The sequence below is a fragment of the Agathobaculum sp. LCP25S3_E8 genome (assembly GCF_052117165.1).
In the GTDB taxonomy this organism is placed as follows: Bacteria; Bacillota; Clostridia; order Oscillospirales; family Butyricicoccaceae; genus Agathobaculum.
In genome coordinates this window covers 66,286-84,272 of the sequence record NZ_JBQKJR010000006.1, presented here as the reverse complement: position 1 = coordinate 84,272, position 17,987 = coordinate 66,286, and the positions used below count along the sequence as shown (strand labels likewise).

Sequence of the window (17,987 nt, the reverse complement as noted above, 5' to 3'; positions counted from 1 at the left end):
CCATGGCTGAAAAGAAGCTTTCCAAAAAGGCGCTTGCGAAATCCTTCCGCAACTGGTACTACGGCCATCTGACCTGCTTCTCGCAGGAGCATATGCAGACGTTCGGCTACCTGTGCGCCATGCTCCCGCTGGTGGAGGAACTGTATGAAACCAAGGAGGAGCAGAAAGAAGCCCTCCAGACCTATTCCGCATTCTTTAATACCGAGCCGCAGCTTGGCACGGTAATCGTCGGCATGACCGCAGGCCTGGAAGAGGCCAAGGCCAACGGCGAGGAGATTGACGGCGAAATGATAAACGGTATCCGCGCCGGCCTGATGGGTCCGGTCGCCGGTATCGGTGACAGCTTGCTTGTCGGTACGCTCATCCCGATTCTGCTCGGCGTTGCGCTGGGCATGTCGTCCGGCGGTTCGCCGCTCGGCGCCATCTTCTACATTCTGGTTTACAATATCGTATTGACGCTCGGCATGCGTTTCCTGTACTATAAGGGCTATGAACTGGGCGGCAAGGCAGTAGAACTGATTGTCGGCGAAAAAGCCAACGCCATCCGTGAATCAGTCATTATGCTCGGCACGGTTGTTATCGGCGCGGTTGCCGCAACCTGGATTTCGATTACCACGCCTTTGGTTCTGCCCGGCGATATCGCCTTGCAGACCGGTGTGCTGGACACAATTTTCCCCAAACTTCTTCCGCTCGCGGCCGTCATGTTCTGCTACTGGCTGATGAGCAAAAAGAAAATGGCGCCGACAACTGTTATGCTGATTCTGGTTGCTGTGGCGCTGATTGGTGTACTGCTCGGCTTCTTTGACCCGCAGTTGAGCTACTAAAAACAGCATTGGAAAGGAGTTTTCGCAGATGAAAACCAAACTGAGTAAGAAAACGCTGCTCCGGGAAGCGGAGCAGCAGAAGGACGCGCTGGCGCGGCTGTCCATCTGGTTGAGGAATGCGATGCTCCTTTCCTCTTGTGCTGCGGTTCTGGCCTGGTGGGGACTGAGCGGAGCCGGACTGCGTCTGGCATGCGGCGTGGTCGGGGTTGTGCTGGCGTGTATCAGTGTGGCCTGTGCCGCTCTCCTTGGACTGGGCATTCGCAACGGCCGCCGCAATGTGGCACATATCCTAAAGGCGGTGGAGCAGGCATGAACAAGACCAAAGACGTTACGCTTCCCCTTCGTCTGTTGTGTTTAGACATTGATGGAACCCTGCTCGACACTGCGCATCAGCTGCCGCCCGAAAATCGGGCGGCAGTGCAGTATGCAGCGGCAAAGGGCGTTTGCATCTGTCTGCTGTCCGCGCGGCCGCCGCAGGCCATCGCGCCGATTGCGCAGGCGCTTGGCGTGCCGGGACCGATTGCAAGTTTTGGCGGCGCATTGATTGCAGAGGGAGAAAAACGGATTTTCGACCGCAGACTGCCTGTGGATGCGGTACAGACGGTAATTCGACTGGCGCAGCAGCAAGGTGTTTCGCTCAGCCTGTATCGCGATACCGATTGGTTTGTCGAGCGGGAGGACCGGTGGAGCGAGGGGGAAGGCCTCATCACCGGACTGCATCCGACGGTTGTCACGCTGGAGGACACGCTTGCTGCGGGTGCGCCGCACAAATTGCTGTGCATGGGTGAGGCCGCACGCATTGACAGCTTCTATCAGATTCTGCAAAAGCAAGCGATTGCAGCGGAGTTGCTCCGCTCCAAGGATGAGTATCTGGAGATTATGCCGCAGCAGGCCGGCAAAGCTGAAGCGCTGCTGACCGTATGCCGCCATCTGGGCATTGCCTCGGAACAGGCTATGGCAATCGGCGACCATGACATCGACTGCGCGCTGTTGTGCGCGGCAGGCGTCGGCGTGGCGATGGGCAACGGCTCTGACGCTGCACGGCAGGCCGCCGACTGGATTGCGCCGGATAACGATCACGCGGGCGTGGCGGCGGCGGTTTATCACTGGATAAAGGAGAGAGACGCATGAAATATCGGTTGCTCGCGCTGGATTTGGATGGCACACTGCTCAATTCGCAAAAGGAGATTACGCCTGAAACCCGCAAGGCACTGGCGTGGGCCAAGGCGCGCGGTATTTATGTTGTGCTGTCTACTGGGCGGATTGTCGGAGAAGCGGCGGAGTTTGCCCGCGAGATTGCTTGCGAGGATAGGATGGTCACGGCGGGGGGCGCGGCGATTGCGACGGCTTCTGACGAGCGCATTCTGGAAAGCTGGGCAATGCCGTGCGAAATCGGTGCGCAGGCGGTTGCCGCTGTGCAGGATTTGCCTGTGCGCGTGATGATTTACGTAGGCGATAAAATCTATATCAACCCATTTTCCGACCGCGATTTTGTACAGAATTACCGTGTGGAAGGTTTTCATGCCAATAAGGTTGTGCTGGACGATATCGCGGGCGCAATTCGCGCGCGGGGGCTGGATGTGACCAAGGTGTATGCGATTGGCGAACGCGCAGATTTGGACAAGGCGCTGGAAACCATTCGTCCGCTGCCGGGAATTACGATTACCAGCTCGGGCAGCGATAATTTTGAGGTCATGCCGGCGGGCGTGGATAAAGGGACAGCGCTGGTTCGACTGGGTGAAATGCTTGGCGTTCGCCCGGAAGAAATGGTTGCCATCGGGGACAGCGATAACGATGCCGCCATGCTGCGTGCGGTCGGTATGCCGGTGGCGATGGGCAATGCCGATTCCGCGCTCAAGCAGCTGGCGCGCTATGTCACGCAGGACTGCGACCATGACGGCGTGGCACAGGCGGTATATCATATTTTTCCGTGAGGACCCGCCGCAAGGCAATTGTGGGTCTGGTATGAGAGGAGCGTTTTGCATGAAAAGCTATATCACCATTCCGGAAGCCGCAGTGAAATGGGGTGTGAGTGCGCAGCAGGTACGAATCGGTTGTGAGAAAGCCCGCATCAGTGGGGTGGTACGGCTGAGCCGCCGCTGGTTGATTCCGGAGGATGCGGTTTTGCCGCCTGAACTCGAATATGCTGTGTCCAAATGCAGTATATCCGCTTAAAATATGCAGGAACGGGAGGAGAAACCATGGCGCAGACCGATCTGCATATGCATTCCTCCGTCAGCGTGGACGGCGAGGTTTCGCCGCGCGGGCTGGCGGAGTTGTGCTGTCAGGAGGGGGTAACGCTGGCGGCGTTGACCGATCATAACGATATTGCTGGCACGGCGGAATTCATTTGGCGCTGCGCGCAGTTGGGCGTGCAGGCCATTGCCGGCGTGGAGCTGGATTGCATGCATGAGGGGACTCACTTGCATGTGCTAGGCTATGGGATTGATATTGCCAATACCGCGCTGCTCCATGCGGTACAGGCCGTGCATGGGCTGCAAGCCGAGGCCGGTCTGCGGCTCATGGATGCCGTTGCGGCGCTGGGCATCGGGTTTGACCGGGAGCAGGTGCTGGAGTTGGCGGGAGATGGCATGGTGTGTGCGGAAACGATCGCGCAATCCGCACTGCAAATGCCGGAAAACCGTACGCATCCGTTGATTCGCCCGCTTTTGCCGGGCGGTGCACTGGCAGATAGGCCGCTGGTTAACTTTTATTGGTCGGTGTGTGCGCTGGGCAAGCCTGCACATGTGCCGGTCGATTTTATGACGGCCGGACAGGCGGTTGACCTGATTCATGAAGCCGGTGGAGTGGCAATATTGGCACATCCGGGCGTTAGCATTGCACAGGAGAGTGTGCTGGATATGGTGCTTCAATTACCGCTGGAAGGCTTAGAAGCCTTCAGCAGCTATCATACAATGCAGCAAGCATGCTCTTACGTGCAAAAAGCAAAAGCAAGTGGGTTGTTGCTCAGCGGCGGCAGCGATTTTCATGGCAGAATCAAACCGGATATTCGAATTGGTGCAGTCGACTGGCAAGGATGCGAAAGCGAGGCAACAGCAGCTTTGCTGGATGCAATCAAAAACGCCCACTGAAAACAGGTATCCGGCATGCTGATTTCTGTATACGGATACAGCAAAAACCCCGGTCTGTACAGGCTGGGGTTTTTGCATCCTGCGCGGCGAAGCTGTAATGTATGAGTGAGCTTTCTGGTGATAAAATGGCAGCGGGCCGCTCTCCGTCAGGAGGGCGGCCCGCTTTGTTTCTGTGCGGATTGGCTGCTTGAAGATATGCTCCAATCGACAAAATCGATAAATCTGTGGTATGATAATAGGGCCTTGAAAAGAGGAAACCGTTTGAGCGGATACAGCGTGGAGGTGAATCGGTATGCATGTGATCCTCTGTTTGGATGACAAGGACGGGATGCTGTTCAATCATCGGCGGCAGAGTCAGGATCGTATTTTGCGCAGGCATATCCTGTCCTTATGCGGTGCGCGGACGCTGTGGCTGAATGATTATTCCGCTGGGCAGTTTGCAGACAGCGAGCGCGCCCGCCTGCGGGTTGACAACCATTTCCTTGTGTTGGCAGGAGAGGGAGACTACTGTTTTGTCGAAGATCAGCAGATAGAGCCGTTTGTGGATAAGATAGAGGATATTATTCTTTTCTGCTGGAACCGCGTTTATCCGGCGGACCGGTATTTTGACCGTTCACTGCTTGACCACGGCTGGACCTTGCGGGAAACGGACGAATTTGTCGGTTCCTCGCACGCAAAAATCACAAAGGAAGTATACGAAAAATGCAAACAATCATGAAGAGAATCATGCCGGTGCTGCTGTGCATGCAGCTTTTGCTCTCCGGCTGCGCCCTGCTGCAGCCGCAGCAGGCCGTTTCACTGGAGGACGTTCCGGCGTACAGCGGTCAGCCGTATGTGGAGATCGACGGCAATGTACCGGATTTTCCGGAGGAGGACCGAGTTCCACAATCCTTTGAAAGCTATGCCCCGCTGGATTTTTTGGGACGGTGCGGCACGGCGTATGCCTGCATTTCCACCGACCTGATGCCGACCGAGGAACGCGGATCGATCGGGCAGGTCAAGCCGTCCGGTTGGCAGACGGTGAAATATGATTTCGTGGACGGAAAATATCTGTATAACCGCTGCCATTTGATTGGCTATCAGCTGACGGCGGAAAATGCAAATGAGGAGAATTTAATCACCGGTACGCGATATTTAAATGTAGAAGGCATGCTCCCGTTTGAAAACCTGGTGGCGGATTACATCAAGGAAACCGGAAACCACGTGTTGTACCGTGTCACACCCATCTTTGAGGGAGATAATCTTGTTGCCTCGGGCGTGCAGATGGAGGCCCTGTCTGTAGAGGACGAGGGGGACGGCATCTGCTATAACGTATATTGCTATAATGTGCAGCCCGGTGTGGAGATCGATTACGCAACCGGGGAAAGCCGTGAAGCGGATACCGCACAGACGGACAATACAGGCGACGCACAGGAATATGTGCTCAACACTGCCTCGAAAAAAATCCATCTGCCGGACTGCGCCAGTGTGGCGAGCATTGGGGAAAGTAATAAGGAGTTGTATACCGGAAACTATGAGGACTTGCTGGCGCAGGGGTATTCGCTCTGCGGCAACTGTCTGGGAAAATAGCAAAGGGATGAGACGGAAAAAGCCGCTTCTCTGCATGTTTGCAGAGAAGCGGCTTTCACTTTATGGTCTGTATGAGTGGAGCATGTTTCTGTCAGGCGGTTGGCTCTTCGCAAGGTTCATGCTCGATAATTTTGATGAGCGTGACATGCCGGTCATCGGCATCCTGCACGACAAAGTCCAGATTTTTATAGGTGAGCGTTTCGCCCTGCTTGGGGATATGTTCCAGCTGATCGATCATCCAGCCGTTGACCGTGGTATAAGTATCCGCTGCCTCGTCATCCTCATAACCGAAGTTGGTCAGCACATCCTCGAAATCGGCAGCACCGCGCGCCAGATATTCATGGTTGCCGGTTTTCCAGCATTGTTCAACCACACGGTCGTGCTCGTCCCAGATTTCACCGACCAGTTCCTCCAGCACATCCTCCAGCGTTACAATGCCCAGCGTACCGCCGTATTCATCTGCGACCACCGCGATATGCGATTTGTTTTTTTGCAGCAATTTGAGCAGTTCACCGATTTTCATGGTTTTAGCTACAAAAATCGGAGGCTTGACAATCACGTCAATCGAGCGGTTAGAAGGAGCCACTTCATTATAGAAGTCTTTCTCATGGATGATGCCGATGATATTATCAATGGAATCCCGATAAACCGGCAAGCGAGAAAAGCCGGTTTCCTTGAACAGTTTGGCAATGGTTTGATTATCCGTGTTCTCTGAAATGCCAACAATATTGACGCGCGGGGTGAAGATTTCCACGACTTCCACATCGCTGAATTCAATTGCACTGCGGATTAGATCGCCTTCCTGCTCGTCGATGCCGCCTTCACTTTCGGCTTCATCGACCATGGTCAGCAGCTCTTCTTCCGATATAGAGGTATCCTCCGAGGTTTTGAAAACCCGGGAGAGCAGCTTTTTCCACTGGACAAACAGGAAATTAATCGGCGTGAGAATATAAATGAGAACCTGAATGATCGGCGCGGAAAAGCGGGCAAACAGCTCCGGCGATTCCTTTGCCAAGGTTTTCGGGGAGATTTCGCCAAAAATCAGCACAACAACGGTTGTGACAATGGTGGAAAGGGAAGGTCCGGTTTCCTCGCCTGCCCAACGGATAAACAATACCGTTGCGACAGATGCGGATGCGATATTGACAATGTTGTTGCCAATGAGAATGGTGGACAGCAATTTGTCATACTGGTCGGAGAGCCGCAGCACCAAAGCCGCCCGCTTGTCGCCTTTTTCGGCAAGGCTTTTGACGCGAATGCGGTTGAGAGAGGAAAAAGCGGTCTCTGTAGAAGAGAAAAACGCGGACATAATAAGGCAGGCGATAATGATAATGATACCTACTGATGTGTTCATGATGTGTTCCTTTCGAAAGTGTTTTTTAAGTCTAGTCGCTATCGGTGCTATTCCAAAAAAACTTCAATCGGTCGGAACGGTAATCGGCCCGCAGGATCAGGGTCAGACATAGAAACTGAATTCCACCTTTCTGTGTAAATTATGGCAAGTTAATGTTGTATATTATACAGAATTTAATGCATTTCGTCAAGATAACGACAGGCGCTTTGCCTGCGTTGGTTTATTGCAGTTTTTCGCTGTTGGTAAAGCGGAAAATGGTCATGAGCAGGATTTTGATATCCAGCAAAAACGTCCAGTTTTCGATATAATACAGATCGTGCTCGATGCGTCCCTGAATCGAGGTGTCGCCGCGGAAGCCGTTGACCTGCGCCCAGCCGGTAATACCCGGGCGCACTTGATGCTTGACCATATAAAGCGGGATTTCCTCTTTAAACTGATTGACAAAATAGGGAAGCTCGGGACGTGGACCGACCAGACTCATGTCCCCTTTGAGCACATTGAAAAACTGCGGCAGCTCGTCGATGGAGAATTTGCGAATAAAAGAACCAAATTTGGTTTTGCGCGGGTCTGCATTTGTACTCCAGCCGGTGGTTTGCTTGTCGTTGACTCGCATGGAGCGGAATTTGTACATGTAAAACGGTTTTTTATTCAATCCAACCCGTTCCTGCTTAAATAAAATTGGACCGGGGGAGGATAGCTTGACACCGATCGCGGCAAACAGCATGAGCGGTGAGGTGACCAGAATGAGCACTAGAGAACCGATGATGTCCATGCCGCGTTTGACAAATGCGTTTCCGATATTATCCAGAGGAATATGACGGATGTTAACCAGTGAGATTCCTCCGACCTCGTCGTAAACCGGATGTGCGGGCATAAAACGGCTGTAAAAAGGAATCAGGGAGACTTTGACGCCATGTTTTTCGCTGTTTGCAATGATGTTTTGTAAATAAGGATATTCATCCGCTTCCAAAGCGATGATGACTTCATCCGGATTGATTCGGTCAAGCACTTTGGAAAGGGCATCGTAATTGCCAAGATAGGAGATGCCGGGTAGACAGTCGCGGGGAGCGAGGTAATGATCGATGGAGAAGCCCAACGTGCGGTCCGTCTGGATGGCATGATAGTAGGTGCGCGCCTGCTCGCCGCATCCGATAAGCAGCACATGCTTGAGGTTATAGCCCTTTTCGCGGAGGGTGCGCAAAAAACGCCGCAGACACCAGCGCTTAAAGGTGATAAACAGTGTGGCCAAAGCGAAAAATAATAGCAGAGTCCAACGGGAAAGATGAAACTCCTTGAAAACAAAGAAGAAGGCAAGCATCAATCCAAACAGAATGACGTTGCAGCGGAGCAGCAGGCTGAATTCGGTCAAAAAGTTTTTGGCACGAAAAGAATCATACAGGCCCATCAGACTGTACAGGAACCATAGAAGCGGGATAATGCAAACAGTGGCATACAGATAATAAGAAAGCCCAATATGGCCCGATTCCCCTTGAAAGATCACAAAACGGATAAAGTATGCCAGCAGCATGCAGGGAAATAATAGCAGTACATCAGTGAAGCCATTGATCTGATTAAGTGTTTTTTGGTTTTCTTTGATCACCGGTTGATCCTCCCAAACGAATGGAATGCTTTTATTTTACCATATATGACCGCAATATTCTACAGCAGAACCTCTCCGAACTTGACAAAAAGTGCGGTGTGCGGTAATATTTTAAACGAATACAGAACAGAACGCGGGTGGGGAAAATCGCCTGCGTTTTCTTTTGGAGGCGTGTCGCCATGAGAGCAAAAGGAAAAATATTGTATGTTGCCTCAACATTTGGGCATCTCGCGTCCTTTCATCAGCCATATCTGCAATGGTTTGCCCTCCAAGGCTATGAAGTGCATGTGGCAGCGGGCGGTGTCCCGTGCCGCTTGGAGGGAGTAAGCCGGTCTATTTCTCTTCCGTTTGAAAAAAGCATGTTTTCTCCGAAAAATCTGGCGGCTGTATGGGAGCTATACAGGCTGATGCGGGCGGAACGGTATAAAATGATAAGTTTGCATACTTCTCTTGCAGCGTTTTTTGCGCGGCTGGCGGTTGCTCCGTTGGGAAAACGCAGGCCAAGCGTTATGAATACAGTGCATGGGTATTTGTTTGACAAAGATACGCAGCGGACAAAACGGATTCTGCTGTTGGGCGCGGAGCGAATCACAGCATCGGTAACGGATTGGCTACTAACCATGAACCGGCAGGATGCGGAGATCGCCAGCAGGTATCATCTGGGGAAAAAACAAATGCTCACCAAGGGGATGGGGGTGAATTTCACGCGGTTTACGCCGCCGACACAGAATCAGCGAGAGGAACTGCGGCTGAAATTGGGGCTAAAACCATCCGATTTGGTTTTGATCTATGCAGCGGAGTTTTCCAAGAGGAAAAATCAGGGTATGCTAATTGAGGCAATGCGAAGCTTGCCGGAGCATGTTGTACTGCTGCTGCCCGGACAGGGTGAAATGCGGGAAATGTGTCGAATGCAGGCGGGAAAGGCCGGGCTGACAGATCGCATAAGGTTTCCGGGATTCGTGCGGGATATGGAGAACTGGTATCGTGCATCGGACATCTGTGTGTCCGCCAGCCGGATTGAGGGACTGCCATTTAATGTGATGGAGGCAATGGCTTGCGGTCTGCCGGTCGTTGCCAGTGACATCAAAGGGCATCAGGACTTGATATGTGCAGGTGAAAATGGCGTTCTCTATCCGTTTGGAGACGAAAGGGAATTTGTAAATGCAGTACAGCGCATGCAGGATGCAAACGTGAGGCAGCGCATGGGACAGGCTGCAAGGCATTTCGTGCAGCGGTTTGATATCACCGAGGTATTTCCGGAATTGACAGCCTTGTATGAAAACGCAGTAAAAGGCTTTCACTGAAAAAGATTCTATTATATAATAAGGTATCATGAAAAAAACGCCGCTGTAATTGGGGGCGTGAGGGAGGTCACTTAACATGAAGGGGAAAACAGTTCAGCCCATGAAAGAGGAAAGGTGGTGGATATACATCATCTCGGCAGTCGCACTGTTTATTATATTGACTTTTAGCAACAACGGCAGCTATTATACGGAGAAAGTAGTCGGCTGGCTGGGTACGGTTGGTGTGTTATGCGCGCTTCTGTTTGCAGATAAGCAGCGTGTTAAGCGGTTGCTGACACCGACGGCCTTTGCGGTGTTTGCTTATATGCTGCTTGCAGGCATTTCAACGTTGTATGCACGCTCCGGCAAATTTGCAATCGCTGAATTTGCCTGTCTGCTGGCGGCGTTTGCCGTATTTATGGGCATTGTTTTGTATACAAAAGAGAGTAAAACAGCTTTTCGGCGAACGGCAGCTGTGCTGGCATGTGCCGCGGCGCCTGTGGGTGTGCTTTCGATTGACGCGGCATCCTGCAATATTCTGATGCGTCCGTTCCGAGTACTGATGGAAGCAATCGGCTCGGGCTACGGAAATACCGGTTCGAATTTTTATGCGCGCTTGAGCACAATTTTCGGCAACCCGAATATTTATGCCGGCTTAATGTCGATTGCCTGCCTGCTTTCGTTGTGGCTGATGCTGACAGCGGAAAGCAGAAAACAGAAAATTCTGTGTACCATACTGCTGATGGTTAATGCGGTATCCTATTTGCTGGCGTTTTCCATGGGTTCTCTCGGCGTGTTTGTGGTGGCATGTTTGCTGATGCTTGCGCTCAGCCCCAAAGAGCGGCGCATCGGATTCTTCCTGCTGCTGGTGCAGACGGCTGTGGTTGCATTGGCCGTGGGTGCGGTATCGGTCAAGGGCTTCGGCGATACTGCAACGGGTTCGCCGCTTCCGATGCTCATGTTGGTGTTGGGCTGCGTATTGGCCTGTGTGCTGGAGTTGTTTGTACGAGAGAAAGTTTCAAAAGCACTGTCCGGCAAAGGAAAACTGCTGATTGCCGTGATCGCTGGCATTATTGTGCTGATGGCAGTGTATCTGGTTGCGGCGCTTTCCGTTACGGGTGCCTATACCTTTGGTACGGAAGGTGATTTCCGGCGCACAGCGGTGCTCGGCGCAGGAGAATATACCTTGACGGTAGATGCAACCGCACCGGTAGGTGTGCGCATTGCTTATAAGAATACCAGTAACCTGATTCAGAACAATGAAACCAACTTGGTGACAGGTACCTCGGATGCCCCTCTGGCCTTCACTGTACCGGAGGACAGTGAAATGGTATTTTTCTATTTTTCCTGCAGCGAGCCGGGGGTTACGGTGAACAATGCGGTGTATGACGGCGCGACAAGCGGCAGCATTAAACTGGGTTATAAGCTGCTGCCGTCCTTCATTGCCGACCGTATTCAGGACTTGTCTGCCAACGGTAATGTGGTGCAACGTCGCGTGTACTGGAAGGATGCCATCAAACTGTGGCAGACTGCACCGGTTTTCGGCCGCGGTCTTGGCGGTTTTGAAAACGGTGTTGTGTCCGTACAGGATTATTACTATGAAACCAAATACGCGCATAACCATTATGTGGAAGCATTGTGTGACCTCGGCGTGGTGGGATTGGCAGCATTCCTTGCAATGTTGGGCACGGTTGTTTGGGCACTGGTGAAAAGCCGTAAAGAAAAGCCGCTCATGGTAATGCTGCTTGCGGCTTGCGTATTGCAGATGTTTGGTCAGGCAATCAGTGACGTCATCTGGTCGGTCGGCGGCTGCCTGCCGATGTTCTTTGCAGTGCTGGCGCTGGTAACGCTGTTTTGCGGTGACTGCCTGCGCATCAAAGTGCCGGAAAGCAGTACGGGCGGCGTGGTGCGCTGGCCGGTGGCCGCGGTATCGGCGGTGTTTATCGTGCTGATTGGCCTGAATTTGATAGCGCAGAGTATTTTCCATAGCGACAGCCTGACCCTGGATAAACTGAAAACCTGTGCATCCATTGACCTGTTTGAGAAAAACGATTATAAGCTGTCTTATTTGATTTCCGGTGGCAGCGAAGAGGGAGTGGCGGATCGGTATGCTACTGATTTGGCGGCGGAGGAATCCAACTCGATCACTATTCCGCTTGCCCAGTATTATGTGGGTACCGGGCAGTTTGCCAAGGCAATGTATACGCTGGAGGACGGTTCGGAGTATATGCGTGCCGATAAAGAAGTTTGGCAGCAAATGTTTGATATCTATGAAACCATTATTGATCCGGTCGGTCAGTTTAATGCGGTACAGTTGCTGGAGGATGACAGCTATGTACAGTATATGATAGCAGCTTATCAAAAACTGCAGGCAGTCAACGACGATCAACTGGATGAGGTGCTGCTGACTGCGGAAAATAATGCATTTTTGAATAAATTATTGGCAGTAGCGGCACTGGAACCCTATACGGTTAATGATGCGCTGAACATTTTCTCCAAAGTTGGACTGGATAGCGCATTCTTGCCGGATGTAAATAATGATGGTGTTCCGGACTGCGCAACCGTACAGGAAGGCAAGATGACTTGGAACGATGATGGATCGTTTACAGCGGAAACCGATTGCCTGGTAACCTTTGACATGATACTGAAGAATGAAGGCCGCTATGACCTGACGATTCAGAGCGAGGATAAATCGGGGATTTCGGAGGTCGAAATTGACGGCCATGCGGTTGCATTTGATACGGCTACAGGGACCTGCCCGGCGGAAGATGAGCTGGGCGGCGGTACCAACAGTTCGGTTACCCTGCGGCTCAAGGCGGGAACAACGGTGCAGCGGGTTGCTTATATGAAGGAATAACAGTGCGATGACGTTTATTTGCAATATTACACCCGTGTTACATTCGCGCCGCTTTGCTTGACCCTCAAAAAAACCTGTGGTATTATAATTTCCGAAAAGAGCACTATGCTCAAAAAATTTAAGGAGGAAAAAACCCATGAAGAATCTGAAAAAGGTTCTCGCACTGGTGCTGGCGTTCGCTTGCGCGTTCACCATGTTTGCTGGTGCGGCATTCACGGATTCGGCTGACATTCAGCAGACCGAAGCTGTGGATATGCTCTCGGCGTTGGGTGTCATCAATGGTTACAAAGATGGCTCTTTCAAGCCCAACGACACGATCTCTCGCGCAGAAGCTGCGAAGATGATCTACACCATCTGGAACGGCGGTAACGACAATGCCTCTGCTTTTGAAGGCAAGTCCATCTTCACCGACGTTTACTCCGGCCACTGGGCAGAAGGCTACATCAACTTCTGCTACACCAATGGCATCATCAATGGTAAGGGCAACAGCAAGTTCGCTCCGGACGACAAGGTTACCGGCACCGAGCTGGCTAAGATGCTGCTGATCTGCATGGGCTATCAGGCTGATAAGTCCGGCCTGACCGGCACTGGCTACACCCAGCGCACCAACGCTCTGGCTACCCAGAACGGCCTGTATGTTGATGTGTCTTCTTCTGTAACGGCTGCTATGCCGCGTCAGTACGCTGCTCAGATCATGTACAATGCTCTGAAGGCTGACACCGTTAAGTGGAGCACCGACATCGGCGACTACGAGAAGGTTAAGACCACTGGTTACGTTTGGATGCCGGGCAAGGACGGCGCTCCGGGCAACTGGGTTACCACTCAGGTTAACGAGACCATGGGCGCTAAGTGCATGTCTCTGGTTACCGCAGAGGGCTACCGCCTGGATAAGGTAGAGAAGGAAGACGGCCGCGACACCTACGCCCTGAACGGCGGCGAGTTCACCCGTGTTGCGAACGACTACTCCAACCTGATCGGCCAGAACGTTAACATCATGTACAAGGACGGCGACAAGTCCAAGGTTTATGGTGTTTACGCACACGAGGATTCCAAGGTTGTAGCTACCGGCTACACCAGCCAGATCGAGAAGGACGGCGACAAGATCAAGCTGAACGGCACTTCCTACAAGAGCGAAGCTGCAGATCAGTCTGTATACAGCATCAACAAGGACACCGATGCTTCTATGAAGCTGAGCGACCTGTACACTGCTTCTGCAAAGGGAACCGTTAATGCTGCTACCGCTGCTACCGAAATCAAGCTGCTTGATAACGACGGCAACGGCAAGGTTGATTCCGCTTACGCTACTCCGGCTATGGTTGCTAAGGTAACTGCGGTTTCCAAGACTGCGATCAACGTACGCAATCTGGACAACGGCACTGTTTCCACCATCAAGTTCGATGACGCTGACGTTTACGAAGGCGTTGCGAAGGACGACTATGTAACCGTAGTTAAGGGTGAGAACCTGTCCAGCGGCAACGATCTGGTCACCAAGCTGGATGTTGTTTCTGCTAAGGCAGAGGCTACCCGCGGTACTCCGGACGAAGTTCGCGTGGACGGCACCTGGTACAAGCTGGCTAAGGAGAACGGCAGCCTGATTTCTGTTACTACTGGCAACTCCTATGACTTTGTCATGATCGGCGGCGTTGTTGTAGCGGCTGACGAGACTGCGGCTTCCGCTTCCAGCATTGCTTACATCTCTGGCATTGAGAAGGCTAATTCTGGCGACAAGGCTGACGACAACACCAAGGCAAACAAGCTGGAGACTTCTCTGGGCGAAACCACCGGCACTGTTAAGGTTCGCATGTTCTTCCAGGACGGCACCGACAAGGAAGTAAAGGTTTCCAAGCTCGACGGCAAGAAGATCAAGACCGTTGCTGATGCAGATTACGCTGGCAAGGATCAGCTGAAGGCTCGCACCATGTACACCTACGCTGAGCTGTCTGACGGCACTTATGACGTTAAGGAAGTTGGCGCTAGCAATAAGGTAGGCATGGATTATGCTGCGACCACTATCGCAACTGGTTCCACTGTTTACAATGATCAGAAGATCTCCAAGACGTCTGTTGCTGACGATGCAATCGTATTCGTTCAGACTGGCAATGAGACCAAGGTTCTGACCGGCAAGCAGATTAACAACTGGGGCGATACCGTTGCTCCGAACTTTGCTGCTGGCACGCAGATGCTGACCAAGAACACCAACGGCATCAAGTATGTTAAGTATGCTGTTCTGAGCAGCACTGATGCAGAGAATGTTCCGGGCGCTACCGAGGATCGTTCGTACGCTTACCTGCTGTCCAACCCGTCTAAGGAAACTGTAGACGGCGAGACCAAGGGCGCTTACGAGGTATGGACCGGCACCGAGAAGACCACCCTGCATGTTGACGCTTCTTCCGCTTCCGTTGGCGTAGCTGGCGATGTTATCTCCTACGCTACTAACGGCAAGTTCATCGAAGACGTTAAGGTTGTAGGCCATCAGGGCGCTAACCTGGCAGCTTCCACCGGCATGTCCTTCATCTTGGGCGTTGACGGCGACAACCTCCGCTTCATCGGCAATGATGGTGTAGAGAGCACCTACGAGTTCAGCAGCGACTGCACGTTCATCGCAATCAACGATGATAAGACCGAGGGTGCTGCTGACATCGAGGCTACCATGGCTAACATCAGCTATCCGGCTACCGAAGTTGTTATCGGCGGCACGACCTACTACGTACCGAATGCGTATGTGGTTTACGATCCGGCTGACAGCAACAAGATCGTGGCTGTGATCTATGATGCAGACGACGGCAAGCTGAATGTTCCGACCGATGTAAATACCTATCTGGTCAACAAGGCTCTGTATTAAGACAAACGTTTTAATATAGTCTTATAGTCTGTTAAGACAAAACCCCCGGGCTTTCGCCCGGGGGTTTTCCTTTATCGAAATGCAATATAGCAGTAGCCCATGTCGGACTGGTTGTAATTTCGATAGATATATGCGCCGCTGAAATCTGATTTTTGATAAACTGTAAAGCCGTTTGCATTGATGATGAGACCGGGAAAGTCTTCTCTGGGACCACAGGCCATGTTGGGCAGAGCTAACCCGCCAAAGCCGTAGCCGTTATCATTCGTTACACCTCTTTGATTTAACAGCAAAAGAGCCTTCGGCTGAAAACCCAAATTGAAAGTACGCTGTTCAATACCATCGCCGACATAGCTGCCGATATAAACCTCGCATTTGGCAGCGATCTGTGTCGAATGCGTGTTGATTTGCTGTTGCAAATTGCTGTCCGCGCTTGCGCGAGTGGAGGCCTCGCCTGCCGCTGTGCTTTCGATAGCGGCAAGGCGGTCGCGTACGTCCTGCGCCAATTTATCACCGGTGACACTGCCGGAAGGAATATTGCCCAGTACCGCATCGGTAAGCTGAGACTGCACATTCTCAACAGCTGCCTGTACGGTGTCGGCGGGCACCCCAGCGGTGCGTTGAAAACCGAGTCCTGCGGCGGCAGAGATGGCGGCAAGCGCATCGCACAGACCGTTGTGCGCCTGTTGCAGCTCCTCAGGACTGCTGTCGAAGTATGCTTTCAGTTCACTTGGCTGCATGTTAGGCTGGTCGCGTAGGGAAGAAATTTTTTTGCTGAAATTCAATAGCTTATTTTGCGAGAAGCTCATGGAAACCTCCTTGTTTGGCATAGTTCCGCACGTGTTTTGCTTCGAGCAAACACGCGCGGAGCCATATCCGGATATTTTGTTACACGGGGTGACAAGCATATCTATAGAATAGGAAAAAATACAAAAAACGCAAGAGCAAAGATTACACCTGCGTTTTTTCTTGCTTTTTGGGACGAATATTGTATAATAATGATATGACGCAGCAGCAATGCAGGGAAGCATTGTCTTGCTGCGGCTCCCGTAAGCAGGTATGCATGCAGGGGGATATACCCTCTGACTGAAAAGGGAGCGAAGCCGAAGCTTCGCTCCCTTTCCTGTTTTGAAACCAAAAGAGGGGAAGGGGTAATGGTATGGAGACGTTCTCCAGCATCATATCAGCAATTGATAACCGGATATGGGGCTTGCCGATGATTGTGCTGCTGCTTGGCACACACATCTTTATGACGCTGCGCACCGGCTTTATTCAACGTAAGACATTTACCGGCATTCGGCTGTCCCTAACAAAGGACCCGGATTCTCCGGGGGATGTCAGTCAGTTTCAAGCGCTGACAACCGCGCTGGCTTCGACCATCGGCACCGGAAACATCGTTGGTGTTGGCACGGCGGTATTCCTTGGCGGTCCGGGCGCAGTGCTTTGGTGCTGGCTGACCGGCGTGTTTGGCATTGCAACCAAGTATGCCGAGAGCCTGATTGCAGTTAAATACCGCGTGCAGACCAAGGATGGACGCATGCAGGGCGGCGCGATGTACGCATTAGAGCGCGGGCTGCACTTGAAATGGCTGGGGATAGCGTTTGCAGCGCTGGCTATGCTGGCCTCGTTTGGCATCGGCTGCGGCACGCAGATCAATGCGATTTCGGAAATTATTCAAGGTAACAGCCCGATTTACATTCCGCCGTTGGCCATCGGTATCGTTTTTGCGGCCATTACAGCGGTGGTTATCATTGGAGGCATCCAGTCGATTGCAATTGTCTGCGAAAAGCTGGTGCCGTTTATGGCAGCGTTTTATGTATTTGGCTGCCTGGTGGTTCTCTGCATCAACTGGGATTATATTCTGCCGGCATTACAGACGATTTTGGTGCTGGCATTTAAGCCGGGTGCAGTAGCGGGCGGATTGGTAGGCGGCGGCCTGCGGCTGGCTATGCAATACGGCGTCGCGCGCGGCCTGTTTTCCAATGAATCCGGTCTGGGTTCCGCGCCGCTTGTTGCAAGTGCTGCGCAGACGCGTAATCCGGTGCGGCAGGCACTGGTTTCCGCGACCGGAACCTTCTGGGATACGGTTGTCGTTTGTCTGATGACAGGACTGGTTTTGGTCACCACTATCATGAAAAATCCCAATATCAATATGGATATGATCGAGGATGGCAGCCAGATGACTACGGCGGCATTTTCGCAGATTCCGGTGTTGGGGCCGCTGATTCTGGTGATTGGCATCATCACCTTTGCTTACTCTACGATTTTAGGCTGGTCATATTATGGAGAGCGCTGCTGTGAATACCTGTTTGGTCGAAAAGGAATGCTGCCGTATAAGCTGTTATTCATTCTGGTCATTGTAATCGGGCCTGTATTGTCACTCGATTTGGTATGGACGATTGCCAACATTCTGAACGCACTGATGGCAGTGCCCAATCTGATTGCCGTACTGTTGTTATCCGGTGTGATTGCAAAGGAAACGAAACATTATCTCAATCATTTGGATGAAAAGGACACCACGGAGATTCCCATTGTGGATAAATAACGCAGAAGGATACAGAGACAGACG

15 protein-coding genes are annotated in these 17,987 nt (G+C 52.2%); 12 read left to right on the top strand and 3 right to left on the bottom strand.

Going from position 1 to position 17,987, the window contains the following annotated elements; all coding sequences use genetic code 11:
- The first annotated feature begins 2 nt into the window (after positions 1-2).
- From ACTQ34_RS04105 to ACTQ34_RS04070, 8 genes are all read left to right on the top strand, one after another.
- Entirely contained in the window at positions 3-824 is an 822-nt protein-coding gene (locus ACTQ34_RS04105; RefSeq protein WP_441362635.1) for a PTS system mannose/fructose/sorbose family transporter subunit IID, read from the top strand.
- A 28-nt stretch (positions 825-852) separates the two neighbouring features.
- A complete protein-coding gene (locus ACTQ34_RS04100) occupies positions 853-1,137 on the top strand; it encodes a hypothetical protein (RefSeq protein WP_441362634.1) in 285 nt (94 codons plus the stop codon).
- Positions 1,134-1,955: a Cof-type HAD-IIB family hydrolase gene (locus ACTQ34_RS04095; RefSeq protein WP_441362633.1), complete on the top strand. Its 822-nt coding sequence runs from the start codon at positions 1,134-1,136 to the stop codon at positions 1,953-1,955. Before ACTQ34_RS04100 ends, ACTQ34_RS04095 begins: the two co-directional genes overlap by 4 nt.
- Positions 1,952-2,758, top strand: a complete 807-nt coding sequence (locus tag ACTQ34_RS04090; protein WP_441362632.1) for a Cof-type HAD-IIB family hydrolase — start codon at positions 1,952-1,954, stop codon at positions 2,756-2,758. Before ACTQ34_RS04095 ends, ACTQ34_RS04090 begins: the two co-directional genes overlap by 4 nt.
- A gap of 49 nt (positions 2,759-2,807) precedes the next feature.
- Complete coding sequence (locus ACTQ34_RS04085) at positions 2,808-2,999, top strand: DNA-binding protein (protein WP_441362631.1); 192 nt, start codon at positions 2,808-2,810, stop codon at positions 2,997-2,999.
- Positions 3,000-3,025: 26 nt separating this feature from the next.
- Positions 3,026-3,916: a PHP domain-containing protein gene (locus ACTQ34_RS04080; protein ID WP_441362630.1), complete on the top strand. Its 891-nt coding sequence runs from the start codon at positions 3,026-3,028 to the stop codon at positions 3,914-3,916.
- A gap of 292 nt (positions 3,917-4,208) precedes the next feature.
- Entirely contained in the window at positions 4,209-4,634 is a 426-nt protein-coding gene (locus tag ACTQ34_RS04075) for a ribonuclease Z (protein WP_441362629.1), read from the top strand.
- Positions 4,631-5,485, top strand: coding sequence for a DNA/RNA non-specific endonuclease (locus ACTQ34_RS04070; protein WP_441362649.1), 855 nt, complete (start codon positions 4,631-4,633; stop codon positions 5,483-5,485). The genes ACTQ34_RS04075 and ACTQ34_RS04070 overlap by 4 nt, the downstream gene beginning before the upstream one ends.
- 91 nt (positions 5,486-5,576) lie before the next feature.
- On the opposite strand, the gene ACTQ34_RS04065 is transcribed toward ACTQ34_RS04070, so the two are convergent.
- Both ACTQ34_RS04065 and ACTQ34_RS04060 read right to left on the bottom strand, forming a co-directional pair.
- Positions 5,577-6,839, bottom strand: a complete 1,263-nt coding sequence (locus ACTQ34_RS04065) for an HlyC/CorC family transporter (protein WP_441362628.1) — start codon at positions 6,837-6,839, stop codon at positions 5,577-5,579.
- Between the two features lie 220 nt (positions 6,840-7,059).
- Positions 7,060-8,439, bottom strand: a complete 1,380-nt coding sequence (locus ACTQ34_RS04060) for an undecaprenyl-phosphate glucose phosphotransferase (RefSeq protein WP_441362627.1) — start codon at positions 8,437-8,439, stop codon at positions 7,060-7,062.
- A 179-nt stretch (positions 8,440-8,618) separates the two neighbouring features.
- On the opposite strand from ACTQ34_RS04060, the gene ACTQ34_RS04055 reads away from it, so the two are divergent.
- The 3 genes from ACTQ34_RS04055 (at position 8,619) to ACTQ34_RS04045 (ending at position 15,421) form a co-directional block, all read left to right on the top strand.
- Positions 8,619-9,743: a glycosyltransferase family 4 protein gene (locus ACTQ34_RS04055; RefSeq protein WP_441362626.1), complete on the top strand. Its 1,125-nt coding sequence runs from the start codon at positions 8,619-8,621 to the stop codon at positions 9,741-9,743.
- A 76-nt stretch (positions 9,744-9,819) separates the two neighbouring features.
- Entirely contained in the window at positions 9,820-12,579 is a 2,760-nt protein-coding gene (locus tag ACTQ34_RS04050) for an O-antigen ligase family protein (RefSeq protein WP_441362625.1), read from the top strand.
- Between the two features lie 136 nt (positions 12,580-12,715).
- A complete protein-coding gene (locus tag ACTQ34_RS04045) occupies positions 12,716-15,421 on the top strand; it encodes an S-layer homology domain-containing protein (protein ID WP_441362624.1) in 2,706 nt (901 codons plus the stop codon).
- Positions 15,422-15,492: 71 nt separating this feature from the next.
- On the opposite strand, the gene ACTQ34_RS04040 is transcribed toward ACTQ34_RS04045, so the two are convergent.
- Positions 15,493-16,227 carry a hypothetical protein gene (locus tag ACTQ34_RS04040; RefSeq protein WP_441362623.1) on the bottom strand — a complete coding sequence of 245 codons (735 nt, stop codon included), beginning with the start codon at positions 16,225-16,227 and terminating at the stop codon, positions 15,493-15,495.
- Positions 16,228-16,577: 350 nt separating this feature from the next.
- Between ACTQ34_RS04040 and ACTQ34_RS04035 the strand changes: the two genes are divergently transcribed.
- Complete coding sequence (locus ACTQ34_RS04035) at positions 16,578-17,963, top strand: alanine/glycine:cation symporter family protein (RefSeq protein ID WP_441362622.1); 1,386 nt, start codon at positions 16,578-16,580, stop codon at positions 17,961-17,963.
- Positions 17,964-17,987 lie beyond the last annotated feature (24 nt).